We start from the raw sequence: 17,982 nt of genomic DNA, 5'->3' as shown, positions 1-17,982 counted from the left end.
CGCCCGTCTGCCGCCCACGCTAGCCCACGCCCGGCTACCGCCTACCGCGCGAGCCCGCCCGCGCCCAGCTGCCGGACCACGCCATCAACGAGCGCTCCGGCCCGGTCCTCGTCGGCCATCGCCCGATCAGCAGCCAGGATCAGCGTGATCGGCTCCCCAGGAGGGGTCTCGTAGATGCTGGCGACGAGGTCGCTGCGAGGCTCGCCCACCGGGATCGGCAGGAACTGCCCCAGCGCCTCCACCTCGGCATCGAGCGCGGCGCGCTGATGGTGCATGAGCAACACCGACGGCCAGCGCGACCCGTCCTGGCCCAGGGCATCCATCTGGTCGGCATACCCGAGCGTGGCGTGGGCAACGCGATCGAGCACGCTCGCCCCGTGCGCCCCGTCGAGGCGGATGACGTTGAACACGCAGCCCACGAGCGGCTCGAGGCTGGGCTCCTCGCGGCCCGCCACGATAGCGCCCATCGCCGCGCCGGCCGGAAGCTCCGTGGCCAGAACGTCGTGCACGAGCCCGAACACGCTGCTGCCGCTCGCCCGTACCCGCTCATCGAGCGCGCGCCGGTCGGCATCGGCGATCGTGCGGGCCACCACCACCGATCGCTCGCCGGTGCCAGTGCTGGGTAGCGGCATCGCGGGACCCAGCGCGGACCTCCAGAAGCCTTCCTCGCGCTCCCGCGTGCCCTCGGCGAGCCGTTGCTCGGTCCAGGCCACGAAGTCGGGATAGGCGACCGGCAACGGCTCCCAGCCCGCTTCGGAGCCCGCGAGGCGCGCCGTGTAGGCGATGAGCAGATCCCGGACGAGAGGCACCACGGACCATTCATCGATGCCCGTGTAGTGCATCACCAGCAGCAGGGCCTGCCGCCCGTCCGGCTGGTCGAGCAGGTGCACCCGCAGAGGTGGCTCGCGGTGCAGGTCGAACGGCTGCTGCGACAGCTCGAACGCGCGACGCCCTGCATCGGCGGCCTGCTCCGTGGTCACCGTTGGGTAGGTGCCGGGCAGCCATGATCCAGCCGAGGCGTCGAGAATGCTGCGCAGGGGCACATGCCGGTCCGCCACATCCCGCACCGCCTGCTCGAGCGCCGTCGTGTCGAGCGGCTCGGTCGGCCAGAACGACAACGCGTGACGGCTCGTGTCCCGGCCCGCGGCCTGCCCGCGCTGCCACTGCCGCACGTGCAGGCGCTGCACGCCAGCAACGGGATACGGCTCCCCCTTGCGGTAGGTAGCGACGAGGGGCACGGAATCATCCGGCGTGGCCGCGCCAGCACGGTCGGCGAGCGCAGCGACAGTGCCACCCTCGAGCACGTCGCGCACCTGCAGCCGCGTCCCGAGCACGGTGCGCAATCGTCCCACGAGCTGCATCGCGGCCATCGAGTGACCGCCAAGGTCGAGGAAGCGATCCGTTCGCCCGACCCTCGGCAGGCCCAGCACGTCGGCCATCTCGGTGGCGATGAGCTGCTCCACCTCGCCCTCGGGCTCGGCGCCGGTGGCGAGCTGCTCCCAGTCCGGAGCAGGCAGGGCAGCCCGGTCGAGCTTGCCGTTGGGCGTCAGCGGCAGTGGCCCGTCGAGCAGCATGATCACCGCGGGCACCATGTAGTCGGGCACCAGGCGCGCGACGGTGGACCGGACGTCCGCGGGATCAGGACGTGCCGCCAGGCCAGGCTCGGCAGCCACATAGCCCACCAGGCGCGTAGCTGCACCGGTGCCGTCCGCGATCACCGCGGCCTGGGCGATGCCCGGGTGCGTGGCGAGCGCGGCCACGATCTCGCCGGGCTCGATGCGGAACCCGCGCACCTTGATCTGATCATCGGAGCGTCCGAGGAAGTCGATGGTGCCATCGCGCAGCCAGCGGGCGCGGTCGCCACTGCGATACATGCGCGCCCCGGCCTCGTCCCACGGGCATGCCACGAACCGGCCGGCCGTCACCCCGGGCTTGCCGAGGTAGCCCTGGGCGAGCCCGCGGCCAGCGATGTAGAGATCCCCGGCCACCCCGATCGGCACCGGGCGCAGCAGGCCATCGAGGATGAGGATTGATTCGTTCGGATCGGGAATGCCGATGGGCAAGCGTTGCTGCCCGGTGGCGCGCGGATCGAAACCTGGCTCCACCTGCCACAGCGTGTTGTTGACCGTCGCCTCGGTCACCCCGTAGGCGACGAGGAGGTTGGCGCTGCGGGCGCTGCGCTCGATGACCTTCGGCGGCACCACCTCGGTGCCCACGAGCACGGTGCACCCCTCGGGAAGGTCGCATCCTGCGGGCAGCGCCGCGACAAGCGACGGCGGCAGGATCGCATGGGTGATGCGATGCGCGGCCAGGAAATCGGTGAGCTCCGGTCCCGCGGTGCGCGCCTCGTCGGGGCAGATCACCAGCTCGGAAGCGCTGCCCAGGGCCATGCACGCCTCGAAGACAGCCACATCGAAGCCGGGCGAGGCGAATGCCAGGACGCGCGACCCGGGCTCGAGGCGCATCCGTTCGGTGGCGGTGGCCAGCAGGCTCGCCAGCCCCTCATGTGTGGACACCACGCCCTTGGGCTTGCCGGTGGACCCGGAGGTGTAGATGACATAGGCGGGCGCATCGCGGTGCTGCGGGGCGAGCATCGCGGGCAGCGTGCATTCCTCGGCTGTGCCGGTGGGGGCGATCCGTGTCCAATCGACCAGCTGGGTCGCAGTACCACCAGCGTGATGCACCACTTCGGCGACGGTGGCGCCATCCTCGGGCTGGTGCACGACGAGGACGGGGCGCGCGTCGGCGATCATGTGACCGAGCCGCTCGGTGGGATGCGCGAGGTCCATCGGCATGTAGGCAGCGCCGAGCGCATGCACCGCGACGATCGAGGTGATCAGTGCTGCCGAGCGGCCCATTGCCAGGCCCACCACATCGCCGGGCCGAACTCCGAGCGCGGCCAGGTCGGCAGCGACGCGCGCGGCATCCAGCACCAGCCGCGCATGCGTCAGCACGGTGCTGCCATCGCGCACCGCGATGCCTCCGGGGTTGGCGCGGGCAGCGTCCCACGCCATCTCGGCGAGGGTGCGGTCAGCCACCTCGATCGCGGTGTCGTTGAATCCATGGAGCACGCGCGAGCGCTCACCGATGACCAGTACGTCGAGATCCGCGATGGTCGTTCCCGGGTGCCGTACCGCCTGGTCGATAAGGTGCGTCATCCGGTCAGCGAGCATGCTGGCGGTGTCGGTGTCGAACAGGTCGGCCGAGTACTCCAGCCGCAGCTCGAGGCCCTCGGGGGTGTCGGTGAAGTTGAAGACGAGGTCGAACTTCGCGGCAGTCTCGGTGGCCCGGACCGGCTCGATCCCCGGCACCGTCCACGTTGGCGGCTGCGCGTGATAGGCCACCATCACCTGGAACAGCGGATTGAGGGCGAGTGACCGCGCGGGCGCGATGCGCTCGACCACCCAGTCGAACGGCACATCCGCATGGGCGAAGGCCGCCACATCGGTTTTCCGCGCGAGGTCGATCAGTTCCGCGACGGTAGTGGCGCCGTCGACCTCGGTGCGCAGCACCACGGTGTTGACGAAGAACCCGATCAGATCAGCCATGGCTTCCTCGTCGCGCCCGGCGATCGGCGCGCCGAGCACGATGTCCCGGCCCGCGCCCAGCCGGTGCAGCAATGCCGCGGTGAGGGCGTGCACGACCATGAAGACACTGGCCTGCTGGTCCCGCGCGAGGCGTCGCAGCGCTGCATCGGAGCCCGGGTCGAGCGCGCGGTCGATGATGCCGCCGGTGAAGCTCGGAACCGCGGGCCGGGCGCGATCGGCGGGCAGCACTAGCTCGTCAGGAATGCCGTCGAGGGTGGTGGCCCAGTGGTCGAGCTGGGTCGCGGCGAGGCTGCCCGGGCTCGTGCGATCGCCGAGAAGCTCGGCCTGCCACAGCGTCACATCGGCATGCTGCACGGGTAGCGGTTCCCACTCCGGAGCACTGCCGCCGAGACGGGCCGCGTAGGCCGTCAGCAGATCGCGCAGGAACGGCCGGTCGGACCATTCGTCGGTCGCGATGTGATGCAGCACGATCACGAGCAGCGACTCGCTCCCGCAATGCACCACGCTGCCGCGAACGGGCAGGTCCCGCGCAAGGTCGAAAGGCGTCTCGATGGCCGAGCGCGCATGGCCCATGGCTTCCTCGGCCGTGGCGCAGGTAGCCATCCCGACCGCGCTGGCCCGCGACCGGGCCTCCTCCACGGGCAGCAGGCGCTGCACGATGGTGCCGCTTGCCTCGTCGATGACTGTTCGCAGGATCTCGTGGCGCTCGGCCACATCGGCCAGCGCGCTGCCAAGGACCGCTGCGTCGAGGAGGCTATCGGTGGCGCGCAGCACCAGCGGATAGTTGTAGGCCGCGGATCCCGGGTCGATCTGCTGGAGCAGCCAGAGCCGCCGCTGCGCTGCCGAGGCAGGCACGGACTCGGGCCGTTCCCGCGCCACGAGCGCAGGCCGGGACGCGCCGTGCCCGGGCTGGTCGTCCTGGGCCTCGAGGCGTGCGGCGAGCGCCGCGATGGTGGGAGCGTCGAAGACGTCGCGCAGCGAGAGCGTCGCGCCGCCCGAGCGCAGGCGGCTGACGAGCGTGGTGGCGAGCAGCGAATGCCCGCCGAGGTCGAAGAAGTCCGCCTCGATGCCGGGCGCCGATTCGAGACCAAGGATGTCGGCGAACAGGTCCGCGAGGCGTCGTTGCCACGGGCTGCTTGCCGGGGCGCCGGTGGCCGCCGCGCCCAGGTCAGGGCGGGGCAGCGCTCGCGCATCGAGCTTGCCATTGACGGTCATGGGCAGGTCATCGACCAGCATGATCGCGGCGGGGACCATGTAGCCGGGCAGGATGGCGCGCAGGTGCTCGCGTGCCGCCACGGGATCGACAGCCGAACCTTCCTCGGCAATCGCATAGCCGACGAGCTGCCGCGACCCCGCCACGTCCATCGGCACGACCGCGGCGCGATGCACGCCGGGCACACCGAGCAGGGCGGTGGCGATCTCCTGCGGCTCGACGCGATGGCCCCGGATCTTCACCTGGTCATCGGTGCGTCCGAGGTAGTCGAGCAACCCGTCCTCGCGCTGCCGCACCAGGTCGCCGGTGCGATACATGCGCGCCCCCGTGTCGCCCCACGGGCAGGCGACGAAACGGTCCGCGGTCTGCGCGGCACGGCCGAGGTAGCCGCGCGCGAGGCCCACTCCCTCGATGTACAGCTCGCCGGGGGTGCCGGGCGGCACGGTGCGCAGCCAGGGGTCGAGGATCCACGCGGTCGTGCTGCGGATGGGCGCGCCCACCGTCGGCGTGGCCGAGCCATTGGTGCCGCCGCCGAGGGTGTTGATCGTGTACTCGGTGGGCCCGTACAGGTTGTAGCCGAGCGTGCCAGGATGCTCGCGCAGACGGTCCCACACGGTGGCGGAGACGGCCTCTCCGCCGAGCAGCACGAGGCCCGGCACGTGGTCGCCCTCGAGCAGCCCGGCATCGAGCAGGTGCTCGGCATAGGTGGGGGTGACGTTGATGACGTCGATGCGCTCGCTGGCGATGTAGCCGGTCAGCGCGTGGGCATCGCGACGCAGTTCCTCGTCGCACACATGCACCTCGTGGCCCTCGACGAGCCACAGCAGCTCCTCCCACGACATATCGAACGCGAACGACACGGTGTGCGCGATGCGCAGGACGCCGGGATGGGCTGCCATGACCGGCTCGAAGATCTCCGTGCGGTGGTTGAGCTGCATGTTGGTCAGTCCCGCGTGCGGGGTGATGACGCCCTTGGGCTTGCCCGTGGATCCCGAGGTGTAGATCAGGTAGGCGGGGTGCCGCAGTCGGCCGGGCGTGCCAGGCGCGAACCGGCCCAGCTCCACGTCGGTGAGCGGGACATCGGGCAGGCCAGCGATGGCGGCGCGCTCGGCGGGCTCATCGAGCAGCACAGTCGTGCCGCTGGGGCAGCGCAGCGCGGTCGCGGAAGTGGTGAGCAGCACCGCGGGGCGGGCATCGTCGAGGATCGCCTCGAGCCGCGCGGCGGGCTGGTCGAGCTCGAGCGGCACATACGCCGCCCCGGTCCGCAGCACCGCGAACAGCGCGATCACCATCTCCGGCGTGCGGGGCAGGCCGAGCGCGATGGTGCGCTCGGGCCCGGCGCCGAGCTCCAGCAGGCGGCGGGCGAGCTGGTTGATGCGGGCATCGAGCGTGGCGTAATCGAGCACGACGTCGTCGCCGCCGGAGATGCCATTGCCGTTGCGGGCGACGAGGGCGGTGCGGCGGGGGTGCTGCCGCGCGGTCTCGGTGAGCATCTCCGCGATCGTCGTATCGGGTACCGCCCCGGCCTCGCCTTGCACCGGCTGCGGCTCGGGAGGCGCTAGCCGGGCGAGCACAACGTCGCCTGCCGTGCCCTCCAGCGCGCCAAGCACCGCATCAAGCCGGGCTAGGAGATCCCGTGCGGTCGAGGCGGCGACCAGCGCGGGGTGATGCTCCGCCTTGATGCGCAGCCGCGCGCCCGGGGTCGCTACCACGGTGATGGGGTAGTGGGTGTGGTCGATGCTGTCCTCGCCGGTGATGCCGTGCGCCTCGTGCAGCGCGGCACGGGAGCGGTCATCGACGAAGTTCTGCAGCACCAGTAGCACATCGAACAGGGCTCGGTGCGTGCTCTCGCGCTGGATCGCGGCGAGCCCGACGTGCTCGTGCTCGGACATCGCGAGGCGCTCGGCCTGCAGCTGCCCGAGGACATCGCCGATCGCCATCCCTGGGGCCAGCTGAGCGCGCACCGGCACGGTGTTGAGGAACATGCCGACCACGCCGTCGAGTCCATCGACCTCGGGCGGGCGGCCCGCGGTGGTGGCGCCGAGCACCACATCGGAGCTTCCCAGGATCTCGCTGAGCGCCAGCGAGAGCGCCGCGGTGAGCATGGTGTTCAGCGTGACCCCGAGGCTCGCAGCGCGACCGGTCAGCGCCCGGGTGCGGTGCTCGTCGAGCTCGAGGTCGCAGCGCTCGGGCAGGCCAAGCTCCTGTTGCGCCCCGTCGCGCCGCGTACCCGCGATCAGGGAGGGCTCGTCGATACCGTCGAGATAGTCGCGCCAGAAGCGCAGCGCGGCAGCCTCGTCGCGGTCAGCGACCCACGCGAGGTAGTCCACGAAGCGTCCAGCTCGCGGCGGCAGGGACGCGAAGCCCTGCCCAGCGACCGCGGCCTGGTAGAGCGCGAGCAGATCGGTGACAACGATGCCGTTGGACCAGCCATCCCACAGCAGGAACTCCCGATTGACCACGAGCCGGTCGATCTCGGGCAGCCGCACCAGGGTCAATCGCCACAGCGGCGGTGTGGTCAGGTCGAAGGGCGTGGCCCGGTCATCCGCAGCGATGTGCTCGGCCCGGGCGCGCGCCTCCTCGGCGGGAGAATCGCGAAGATCATGCACGGCGATGGGCACGCGCGGGTCCGCGGAGACCAGCTGGATCACCTGATCGCCGTCGCGGACGAACCCGGCTCGCAGCGTGGGGTGGCGGCGCTGCAGCTCGGCGACCGCGCTGGTGAGCGCATCGAGGTCGAGGCGCTGGCCGAAGTCGAGATGGAACTGCGCGGTGTAGATGTCCTGCTCGGCGATCTCGGCCTGGAAGTGCAGGCCCTCCTGCAGCGGGGAGAGCGGCCACAGTGCCTCCACGCCCCGGCCATGCTGGCGCTCGATTGCCGTGATGCGCTGCTGGTCGAGGTCGAGCAGCGGAACGTCGACGGGCGCGAGCAGCGGTGCGCCATCATGCGCGGCCCCGGTATCGGCAATCTCGACCAGGGCGTCGCGCAAAGCATCGGCGAGACCATCGGCGGCCTCGGCATCAAGGACGGTAGTGGGCCAGGACAGGTGCGCGACGAGCGTCGAGCCGCCGTCCGCGTCCTGCTCGGTCCAGGCGTTGATGATCACCGCGTACGGGCCCGAGAGGTCAGCATCGGGGGTGTTGCGCAGCGCGGCCGTCTCGGGGGCAGGCTGCCACGGTACGGTCGACGGCGCGGGCAGCGTGCCCAGGTAGTTGAGCAGCACCTGCGCGTTCTCGCCCTCGGCCAGGAGGGGCGCGGTGCGGGCGTCGAGGTAGCGCAGCACGCCATGCCCGGCGCCACCCGCGCGCGGACGGCGCATCGTGTCCTTCGCCGCGAGCAGGATCCCGGTCGCGGTGGTGGCGGGCGCAACCCGGACGGGTGTGACGGCGGTGAACCATCCGACCGTGCGGGAGGCATCCACGCCGGGGACGAGGTGATCGAGGATGTCGCGGCCGTGCCGCTCGAGGTCGATCAGCACATCGCGCGAGGATCCGGGCTCGGTGGTGGCGCGCCAGCGGTGCGCGGCGAGGGCGACGGCGGCCAGCAGCGTCTCGGTGATCGAGGTGCCGGCGATGCGCGAGGCGTGCTGGTGCAGCCGGGAGGCGTGCTCGTCAGCCAGCCGGATCATCGTGCTGGCACTGTCCCCGGCCCGGCCCCGTGGCTGGTGCGGCAGGAGTCCAGCGCCCGGCGCGGTGGTCGCGCGCCAATGGTCGAGCTCGTCGATCCAGGGGGAACTGTGCGCGGCGAGCAGGCTGGCGAATGGCTTGAGGCGGGTCGTGGCCGTGGGCAGCGTGGTGTGCCCGTGGAGGACGGCAGCGAGGTCCTCGAGCAGGATCGGCCAGGACACCCCGTCGACGGCGAGATGGTGGGCGACGATGAGCAGGCGCCCCGTGCCAGCATCAGGGCCAGGGTTGCCGGGATCGGCTGCCTGGAGCACGACGGACTCGATCATGCCGCCCTGCTCGGGGTCGAGCCGCCCGGTGGCCGCATCGGACTCGGCAGCAACCACGGCGTCGCGCTCGTCCGGCAGACCGGGCCAGGAGGCGGTGCGCACATGATCGGCGGCCTGCACGGAACCTGGCTCCTCGATGAGGAGGTCCCACACTCCGGGCGCGTGGATGGTGAGCCGCTGGCGCAGCGCGTCATGGTGGTCGATCACGATTTGCAGCGCATCCGTGACTGCCTCGGCCGTGATCCCGGCGGGCAGGTTGACGAGCGCGGCCTGGCTGAAGCGGCGGGTGCTGCCACCCCACTGCGCGAGGTGCTGCGCGACGGGCAGAGCTGGATACGCGCCGGTGTTGTCCGTCGGCTGCTCGGGGGCGTGTGGTGCTTGCTCGCGGGACGGCAGGGCAGTCGCCACGATGCGCGCGGCAGTCCGATGGTCGAACACCTGCGCGGGCGTGATCGCCCAGCCCGACCGGCGGGCGGCGTTGACGAGCCGGATCGCGAGGATGCTGTCGCCGCCGAGGGAGAAGAAGTCCTCGTCGACCCCGACCGTGCCCGTGCCCAGCACGGTGGCCATCAGCGCGGCGAGAGTGCTGGCGTCACCTGCCGGGACTGTTGCGGAGGATGATCGACCCTGCTCCTCGCCCGATGCGCGGTCGGGCAGGGGGAGGGCGCGCTCGTCGAGCTTGCCGCTCGGTGAGACCGGCAGCGCGTCGAGCACGATGACCGCAGCGGGACGCATCGCCTCGGTGAGACGGCCAGCGAGGACGTCGCGGACCGCGGCGGCCAGGTCATCGCGAGAAGCAGTGCCGTCGGTGGCCACGAGGTAGAGCAGGACGCGGGCGGCGGAGGCATCCACGATCGCAGCGGCCTGGGCGACGCCGGGAACCTCGCGCGCGGCGGCGGCGATCTCGCCGAGCTCGATGCGCTGCCCACGGATCTTCACCTGGCCATCCGCGCGGCCACGGTAGTGCAGCACGCCCCCGCGCCACACGGCGCGATCACCGGTGCGGTACATGCGCGCGCCCCCGGCGGAGGCGGGATCGGCGACGAAGCGCTCCGCGGACAGCCCGGGCCGCTGGTGGTAGCCGCGTGCTAGCTGGATCCCCGTGAGATACAGGTCGCCCTCCACGCCCTCGGGGACGGGCCGCAGGAAGCAATCAAGCACATGCAGCCCGGTATTCCACACCGCGCCGCCGAGCGGGATATCCGCGGGCAGCGAGGCGGCAGCGGAAGCAATCTCGACGCGCGGCGCGAACGTCACGTCCACTGCCGCCTCGGTGGGGCCGTAGAGGTTGTCGAGCCGCACGCCCGGCAGGCGCGAGCCGACGCTGGCAGCGACCGCGGGCGGCAGGGCTTCGCCGCTGCACACCAGCACGCGCAGCGAGCGCGCCACCGCGGCTGAACCCCCCGGACTGGTGGTGCCGAGGTAGCCGAGGAACGCATCAAGCATGGTGGGCACAAAATGCGCGACGGTGACGTGCTCATCGGCGATGAGGCGGGCGAGGTAGTCCGGGTCGCGGTGGCCGCCGGGGCGCGCCATCACCAGGCGTGCGCCGGCGATCAGGGGCAGGAAGAACTCCCACACCGACACATCGAAGCTCGCCGGGGTCTTCTGCACCACGGTGTCCGCCGCGGTGAGCTGGTACTCGTGCTGCATCCAGTGCAGGCGGTTAGCGATGGCCTCGTGGGGCACCAGCACGCCCTTGGGGCGCCCGGTGGAGCCGGAGGTGTAGAGCAGGTAGGCCGCGTCCATCGGCCGGGGAGCGGGAAGATCCATGGCAGCTGGCGGGCTCACGCACTCCGAGGAGGTGTCCACGACGGGAATGCCCAGCTCGGCGGCCTCGGCAGCGAGCACGCTCTCATTGGCTACGCTGCCGTCGGCCGCGTCACCGGTGGCCACGAGCAGCGCGGCGGGCCGGGCGTCGTCGAGCATCATCGACAGCCGCTGCGCCGGGTAGTCAGTATCGAGCGGCAGGTAGGCGGCGCCACAACGGATCACGGCCACGAGCGCGACCAGCAGCTCCACTGATCGGGGCACGTGGATCGCGACGATCGCGCCGGGCCCCGCGCCCTGCTCGCCGAGGCGGCGCGCGAGGTCGGCGGTGCGTGCATCGAGCTCGGCGAAGATCAGGCTCGCGCTGGCATCGAGCACCGCGACCCGCGAGGGATAGGCCCGCAGTGCTTCCTCGATCATCCCGGCCAGCGTGCGGGGCGCGAACCCGACCGGATCGGCTTGCCCACCCCGGTCCTCGGCGAGCGGGACCGCGGCGACTGGCGTGCGGGGCGCGCGAGCAAGCGCCTCAAGGACGCAAGCAAGACCGGTGGCGGTGGCGTCACGCACCATCGGATCGACCCCGGCCTGAGACTTGACCTCGAGCGACAGCGCCTCGCCGGGCATCGCGATCAGCGTCAGTGGGTAGGCAGGCTCCTCGTCGACACGGATGCCGGTGATGCGCATCGACCCCGTCGGATCAGTGATGGGGCCGTCGCCGAGCGGATAGTTCTCCACCACCACGAGGGACAGCGGCCCGGATTCCGGCATGATGCCGCGCAACCCCGTGACGCCCACATGATGGTGATCGAGCAGTGCTGATTGCTCCTGCTGCACGCGCGCCGCGAGCTCGATGAGCGGCTCGCCGGGGGCCACGGTGATGCGCGCGGGAACAGTATTGATGAACAGCCCCGCAACGGTGCCGAGCCCGGGCAGCTCGGGTATCGCGCGCCCGGACACGGTGGTGGCGAGTAGCAGGTCCGGGTTGCTGGTGGTCCGCGCCAGCACGACGCCCCAGGCGGCATGCACCAGCGTGCTCAGCGTCAACCCGTGCTGCCGCGCGGTGGCGTGCAGGTCCGCAGTGAGCTCGGCGCCGAGGTCGATGGTGCGGGATCCGGCGGGGGCCGCGGCGTCGGCGGGAAGCGCGGGCTGGTCGGGCAATCCGCCCAGTGCGTCGGCCCACGCCTCGCGCGCTGCCCCGGCATCCCGCTCCGCCAGCCAGTGCTGGTGGTCGCGCAGGATCGTAAGCTCCCGCGTGGCGTGCTCGGCGGGATCCTCATCGCGCGCGGTATCGAGGCCCTCGAGGATGTCCTGGATCATCAGCGGGATCGACCAGCCATCGGCGATCAGGTGATGGATTGATTGCACCAGTACGCTCGTGCCATCGGATCGGCGCGCGAGGGTGAAGCGCACCAGCGGCGCCTCGTGCAGATCGAGCGGCAACCGGTCGGCCGCGCACGCGCCTTCCAGGGCCGCGTCGTCCTGCACATCGATGACACGCACCGCGACCGGGCGCGGTGTGGTGATGGCCTGCACGGCCCGGCCATCGTCCAGCTCGGCGATGACGGCGCGCAGGGCGGGGCGGCGAGCGACCATGCGCTCCAGGCTGGCGCGCAGGCGCTCGACGTCGACAGTGCCGTCGAGGAAGAGTCGCTGCTGCACGACGTAGGGGTCCGAGCCGAGCTGCTCCTGCGCGAGCCGCGACTGGGCGTGGATGCCCTCTTGCAGCGGTGCGAGCGGCAGCAGGTCCTCGATCCCGCGCGCGCGGGCGATGATGCGTTCGAGCTCGCTGCCCGAGACCCCAGCGACGGTGATATCGGCGGGGTCGAGCGGGCGTGGCTCGGCGGCGAGCCCAGCGATCCGGGTTGCGGCGTCGGCGAGGGATGCGGCGAGGGCGTCGGCGTCCGTGGTCGCGACGAGCCGGGAGGCAGTCGTCAGGTGCAGGTCGAGGACCGGCCCCTCCGGGGTGGCGCGCTGCGCGATGTCGATCTCGATCGCGTGCAGCAGTGGCATGCCCGGTCCACGATCGGCATGGAACCCGGCCAGCGTCCACGGGCCTGCCTCGTCGCTCACGCCGCTGCTGCCGAGGTAGTTGACCAGCACCGGCGAGACCGGGGTGGCATCGAGGGCGGGGGAGAGGTGCCGCAGCGCGGCATACCCGACGGCGCTGCCCGGCGGGCGGCGGGTCGCGAGCTTGGCGCTAGTCAGTGCCTCGGCCGGGGAGCTGGCGCGGTCGGCGAGGATGGGGGCGATCGCGGTGAACCAGCCGACGCTGCGACTGAGATCGACGTTCTCACTGGCCCGCGCGAGGGCGGTCTCGTCGCGGCCATGGCTCTCGATGTTGATCAGGAACCGGCTGGAGCGGGGCCGCCACTGGCCGAGCGCGTCGATGACGATCGCGATCATGGCCTCGTGCGCGGTGCAGCGCAGCGCGGCGGGACCCTGCTCGAGCACCTCGCGCGCGGTGGCGGCGGGGATGGTGACGGTGCGGGTGGTGGCAGTGGCGAGGGTGTCGCGGACCGGATCGGGCGGCCCGCTGGTCACGCTCGTGCCGTCGAGGTCGGCCAGCGCACCCAGCCAGGCGTTGGCGTCGTCGCCAAACCCGTTGCCGCGCACAGTGTCCTGCATCAGCGTGGCCCAGCGGCGGAACGTGGTGGTTGGCATTGGCACTGGCTGGCCATGGAGGGCGGCCGCGAGATCCTCGAGGACGATGCGCCACGACACCGCGTCGATGACGAGGTGGTGGATGCACAGCAGCAGGTCCGGCCCGGACAGCAGTCCCGCGACCATCGCGCCGGAATCGGCATCCACGCGTGCCCGGACCGCTGCGAGGTCAGTGACGGAATCGCCCGTGCCACTGGTGATGAACGGTTTCCCAGGAAGTCCGGCGCCGGGAGGGGGAACCTCCAGGGACCAGGTGCCGGTGTCGCGCAGGAGCTGAGCGGTGAGGATCGGGTGCCGGGCAAGGACCTGGCGCAGGGCACCGTCGAGGTCAGCCGCGGTGGTCGACTCGGGCATGCGGACCCGCGCGGTATGGGTGAAACCGTCGATGTTCCCGCCGGAGCGGCGCAGCCATGCCATCAGTGGCGTCTCCGGGACGCGGCCAGCGGGCTCGTCCACCTCGAGCGTGACGGCGCCCGGTGCCTGCTCGACGGCCCGGGCGAGCGCGGCGGCGGTGCGGGCGCGGAACACCTCGCGTGCCCCGAACCGCAGGCCGAGCTGGCGGGCGCGGCCCACGAGCTGGATCGCGACGATGCTGTCGCCGCCGAGGTGGAAGAAGTCCTCGTCGGGGCCCACCTCGGGCAGGCCGAGGATCTCGGCGATGATGCCGCACAACTGCTCCTCGGCCGCGGAGCGGGGCGCCCGGCCTGGACCAGCGAGGTCCGCGCGGGCGAGGGCGGGCTCGGGCAGGGCGCGGCGATCAAGCTTGCCGTTCGCGGTCAGCGGGAAGGCGTCGAGCACCGTGATCGAGGCCGGCACCATGTACTCCGGCAGCGTCTCGTGCGCCCACTGCTGCACGGCGGCCGGATCGATGGTGGGGCCGGCGGGCACGACGTAGGCGGCGAGGCTCGCGGCGGTGCCGGGCCGGTGGTGCAGGATTACTGCGCTGTGCCGCACTTGAGGGTGGCGGGCGAGGGCGGCCTCGACATCCTCGAGCTCGAGGCGCATCCCACGGATCTTGACCTGGTTGTCGGCGCGGCCGAGGAACTCGAGCTCGCCGGAGGGGGCAAGGCGAGCGAGATCGCCTGTGCGATACAGCCGTTGCCCGGGCTCGCCCCAGGGGTCAGCGACGAACCGTGCTGCCGTCTGCGCGGGCGCATTGGCGTAACCACGCGCGAGCAGGAAACCAGCGGCATATAGCTCACCCGGCATGCCGATCGGCACCGGGCGCAGGCGCTGGTCCAGCACCCGCAGCACGGTGTTCGGATTCGGTCGGCCGATGCTCGTGGCGATGCGCTCCGCGGCATCCCGGTAGATGACGTGGGAGACACCGATGGTGGCCTCGGCGGGCCCGTAGCCGTGATAGAGCGTGGTGCCAAGCTGCTCGCGGAAGCGCCCGAACAGCGACGGGGTGAGCACCTCGCCGCCGCACCACACATGCTTGAGCCCGGCGAGCGATCCCCGCCCGGCATCGAGGCTGAGCAGCACATCGAGCATGGAGGAGACGAGGTAGACGAACGTGACGTTCTCGCTGGCGATGAGCCCGAGGAGATAGTCGGGCTCGCGCTCCCCACCGGGCTCGGCAACCACGAGGGTGCCGCCGGTGGCCAGCGGCAGGAAGATCTCGTTGAGCGAGATGTCGAACGCGAGCGGCGCCTTGAAGAGCGACGCATCGCCGGGGCCGAACCCGCCAAGGATCTCGCGGGCCTGCCAGTCAAGCCGCTCGCACAGGGCCTCGTGGCGGATGATCGCGCCCTTGGGGGTGCCGGTCGAGCCGGAGGTGAAGATGATGTACGCCGCCTGGCCCGGCAGCACCCGCGCTCCGGGTGCGAGAGTGGAGCGGTGGTCGTAGTCCCAGTCGTCGAGGTCGAGGGCGAGTCCCTGCTGCCCGCGCGCGGCGAGGACGAGCTTGGCGCCGGAGGCGGCGAGGACCTGCTCGCGGCGTTGCGCGGGCCATTCCGGATCGAGCGGCACGAACATGCCGCCGGCGGCGGTGATGCCGAGCAGCGCGACGATCATCTCGGCGGAGCGGGGGAGCGATACGGCCACCGGGGTCTCTGAGGTGACCCCCTCGGCAATGAGTTGGTGGGCGAGCTGGTGCGCGCGGTCGATCAGCTCGCGGTAGGAGTAGCGCACGGGCGTGCCCGCGATCGTGGTGGCGACGAGCGCCGGTGCGCCGGGCGCGCGGCGGGACTGCTCGGCGACGAGCCGGGGCAGCGTGGTCATGGGGTGTGGCCGCGCGGGACCGGTGGCGAACCGCTCGAGGTCCGCTAGCTCGGCCCGGGGCAGGATCGGCAGCGTGGCGAGCGGCTGGGCCGGATCATCGAGGATCGTCGCGAAGCAGGCGGCGAGGCGATCAGCATGCCGAGCGAGCTCGTCGCCCGTGCCGGAGGGGCCGCGCAGGACGAGGCGCAGTGGGTCGGTGCGCGTGCCACCGAGGACCACGAGCTCGAGGTCGTGGACGATGCCACTGACAGTGTGGAGGAGGCGTCCGGGTTGCTCGCCGAACGCGAGGTCAGCGCTGTCACCGTCGAACATCATGATGTTGATGCCGGGGCCGTGGACGCGCTGGTCCGGGTTGGCGGCGCGGATCATCCGGTGGAGCTGCTCGCCGCGGAAGCGCGAGTGCCGTAGCACCTGGCTGAGGGTTGCCTGGGTGGCGGCGAGCACGTCGGTGATGGTCGCCGCGGGGTCGAGGGCGAACTCGACGGGCAGGATATTGGTGGCCATGCACGGGGTCGATCGCAGCGCTCGGCCGAACCGCGCGGTGAACGGCATGGAGACGGTGACCGCATCGCGGCCAGTGAGGGCGTGGAGGTAGGCGAGCAGCGCGGCGAGGACGAGTGCTTGCGGGCGGGCCCCGAGCTCGGGGGCACGGTCGAGCAGGCGAGCGGTCTGCTCGGCTCCGAGCTCGAGGACGTGCTCGCTGTAGCCGTGGAGGGAGGCGTGCGAGGCGAGGATCTGGGGTGGCTCGGCGATGTGCTCGGCGCGGGCCGACCAGTAGTCGCGGTCGGTCCGCGAGCGTGGTGATTGCTGGTAGCTGGTGTCGGCATCGATGACGGTGCCCAGCGTCCACTTGGGCGGCTCGCGCTGCGGATCGGTGTGCAGGCGCGCGGCCTCCTGGACGATGAGGTACGCCCCGTAGCCGTCGAGGATGCTGTGGTGGGCGCGCTGGTGCCACCACAGCCGCTCGCCGGGCAGCAGGAGCAGGACGTGCCGGAACATCGGTGCGTCACTGGTGGGGCGGGTGGCGAGGTCGGCCTCGATGAGCGCGCGCGCCTCGCCCTCCGGATCAGTGCTCGCGCGCAGGTCGATCGTCTCGACGTGCCAGTCCCAGCGATGGATGGCCTGCGCGGGCTGGCCACCTGCGTGCTCGAGGCGCACGTGCAGGGGCTCGGCGGCGTCCACGGCGCGCTCGATGGCGCGGGCGACGGGCTCGGGATCGGTGATTCCCGGGAGCTCGATGACGGTGCAGATGTTGGCGGGCGGCGCGGTGTCGTCGAGCTGCTCGGCGATCCATACCTCGCGCTGCGCCGCAGTAAGAGGAACAGCAGCAAGAGGAACAGCAGTGGGGGGGACGGGCGTGCCGGGCTGGTGCGAGGTGTGGCCGCTGGATGACATCTGTGGTCCGATCCCTATCTGTGCTCGTGCTGGGTGGCCAGGCGAGGCGCTGCCCCGAGGAAACCTCGACTGAGGATAGGCTATCCAAGTACTAGCCGCGCAATCCGTGACGGCGCAGCTGGCAGGATTGCCATTCCCGATCGACAATGGTTAGCCTAAGCTCTGCAGCCGGGCGTGCCCAATCGCGCCACAGATCACCACCGCCCGCAGCGAACCAGACCCACACCAACCACGATCAGGGGAGCCACGTGCGCGTCGCCACGCTCGGATACCAGACCTGGGGGCACCGGACCCTCGAAGCCCTCATCAAGTCCGACCACGACGTCGTCCTCGCCATCACCCACCCCCAGTCCGACCACATCTACGAGACCATGTGGGCCGACTCCGTCGCCGATCTCGCCACCCAGAACGGCATCCCCGTCCACCTCGCCACCAAGCCCGACGCAGCGTTCCGCGACGCCCTCGCCGCCGCCCAGCCCGACATCATCGTGGCCAATAACTGGCGCACCTGGCTGCCCCCCGAGGTGTTCAACGGCCCCCGCCACGGCACCCTCAACATCCACGACTCGCTGCTGCCCAAGTACACCGGATTCTCGCCACTGATCTGGGCGGTCATCAACGGGGAGAAGGAAGTCGGCCTCACCGCGCACATGATGGACGACGAGCTCGACGCGGGCCCCATCGTCCTGCAGCGCGCCACCGCCGTCGGTCCCCGCGACACCGTCACCGACCTGTTCCACCGCACCGTCGACATGATCGGCCCCATCACCCTCGACGCCCTCGAGCGCATAGAGAACGGCACCGCCACCTACACCCCGCAGGACCGCTCGCAGGCCACCTTCTTCCACAAGCGCTCCATCGAGGACAGCCGCATCGACTGGAACTGGCCCGCCGAGGTCCTCGAGCGGCTCGTCCGCGCCCAGTCCGACCCCTACCCGAACGCCTTCACCTTCCACAAGGGAGAACGACTGCGCATCATCGAGGCAGCCGTATCCACCGGTCACTACGGCGGCACCCCCGGGCGCATCTTCATCCACGAGGGCGATGGCATGGTCATCGTCACCGGTCCCGAGCCCTGGAGCGGCCGCAACAACGGCCTCGTCATCAACCGCGTGCGGCTCGACGACGGCACCGAGCTGACCGGCCGCGAATGCTTCCCCCACGGTGGCGGATACCTCACCCGCCACCCCTGAGAGTGAACCCTGGCACGGCGCTCCAC

2 protein-coding genes are annotated in these 17,982 nt (G+C 71.5%); one reads left to right on the top strand and one right to left on the bottom strand.

The genetic code is table 11. The features are described 5' to 3' along the window. Window positions 1–41 precede the first annotated feature (41 nt). Entirely contained in the window at window positions 42–16,763 is a 16,722-nt protein-coding gene (locus tag QC765_RS01035) for a non-ribosomal peptide synthetase (RefSeq protein WP_278312558.1), read from the bottom strand. 248 nt (window positions 16,764–17,011) lie between these two features. Between QC765_RS01035 and QC765_RS01030 the strand changes: the two genes are divergently transcribed. After that, window positions 17,012–17,956 carry a methionyl-tRNA formyltransferase gene (locus tag QC765_RS01030; RefSeq protein WP_278312557.1) on the top strand — a complete coding sequence of 315 codons (945 nt, stop codon included), beginning with the start codon at window positions 17,012–17,014 and terminating at the stop codon, window positions 17,954–17,956. Window positions 17,957–17,982: the final 26 nt, after the last annotated feature.

The organism is Hoyosella levis (assembly GCF_026008515.1).
Taxonomy (GTDB): domain Bacteria; phylum Actinomycetota; class Actinomycetes; order Mycobacteriales; family Mycobacteriaceae; genus Lolliginicoccus; species Lolliginicoccus levis.
The sequence above is the reverse complement of the archived record's forward strand: the minus strand, read 5'-3'. Positions and strand labels throughout refer to the sequence as shown.

What these genes read in the sequence shown, in the direction of transcription:
- QC765_RS01035 (WP_278312558.1), bottom strand. Translation starts at nt 16,763, where the DNA reads ATGTCATCCAGCGGCCACACCTCGCACCAGCCCGGCACGCCCGTCCCC.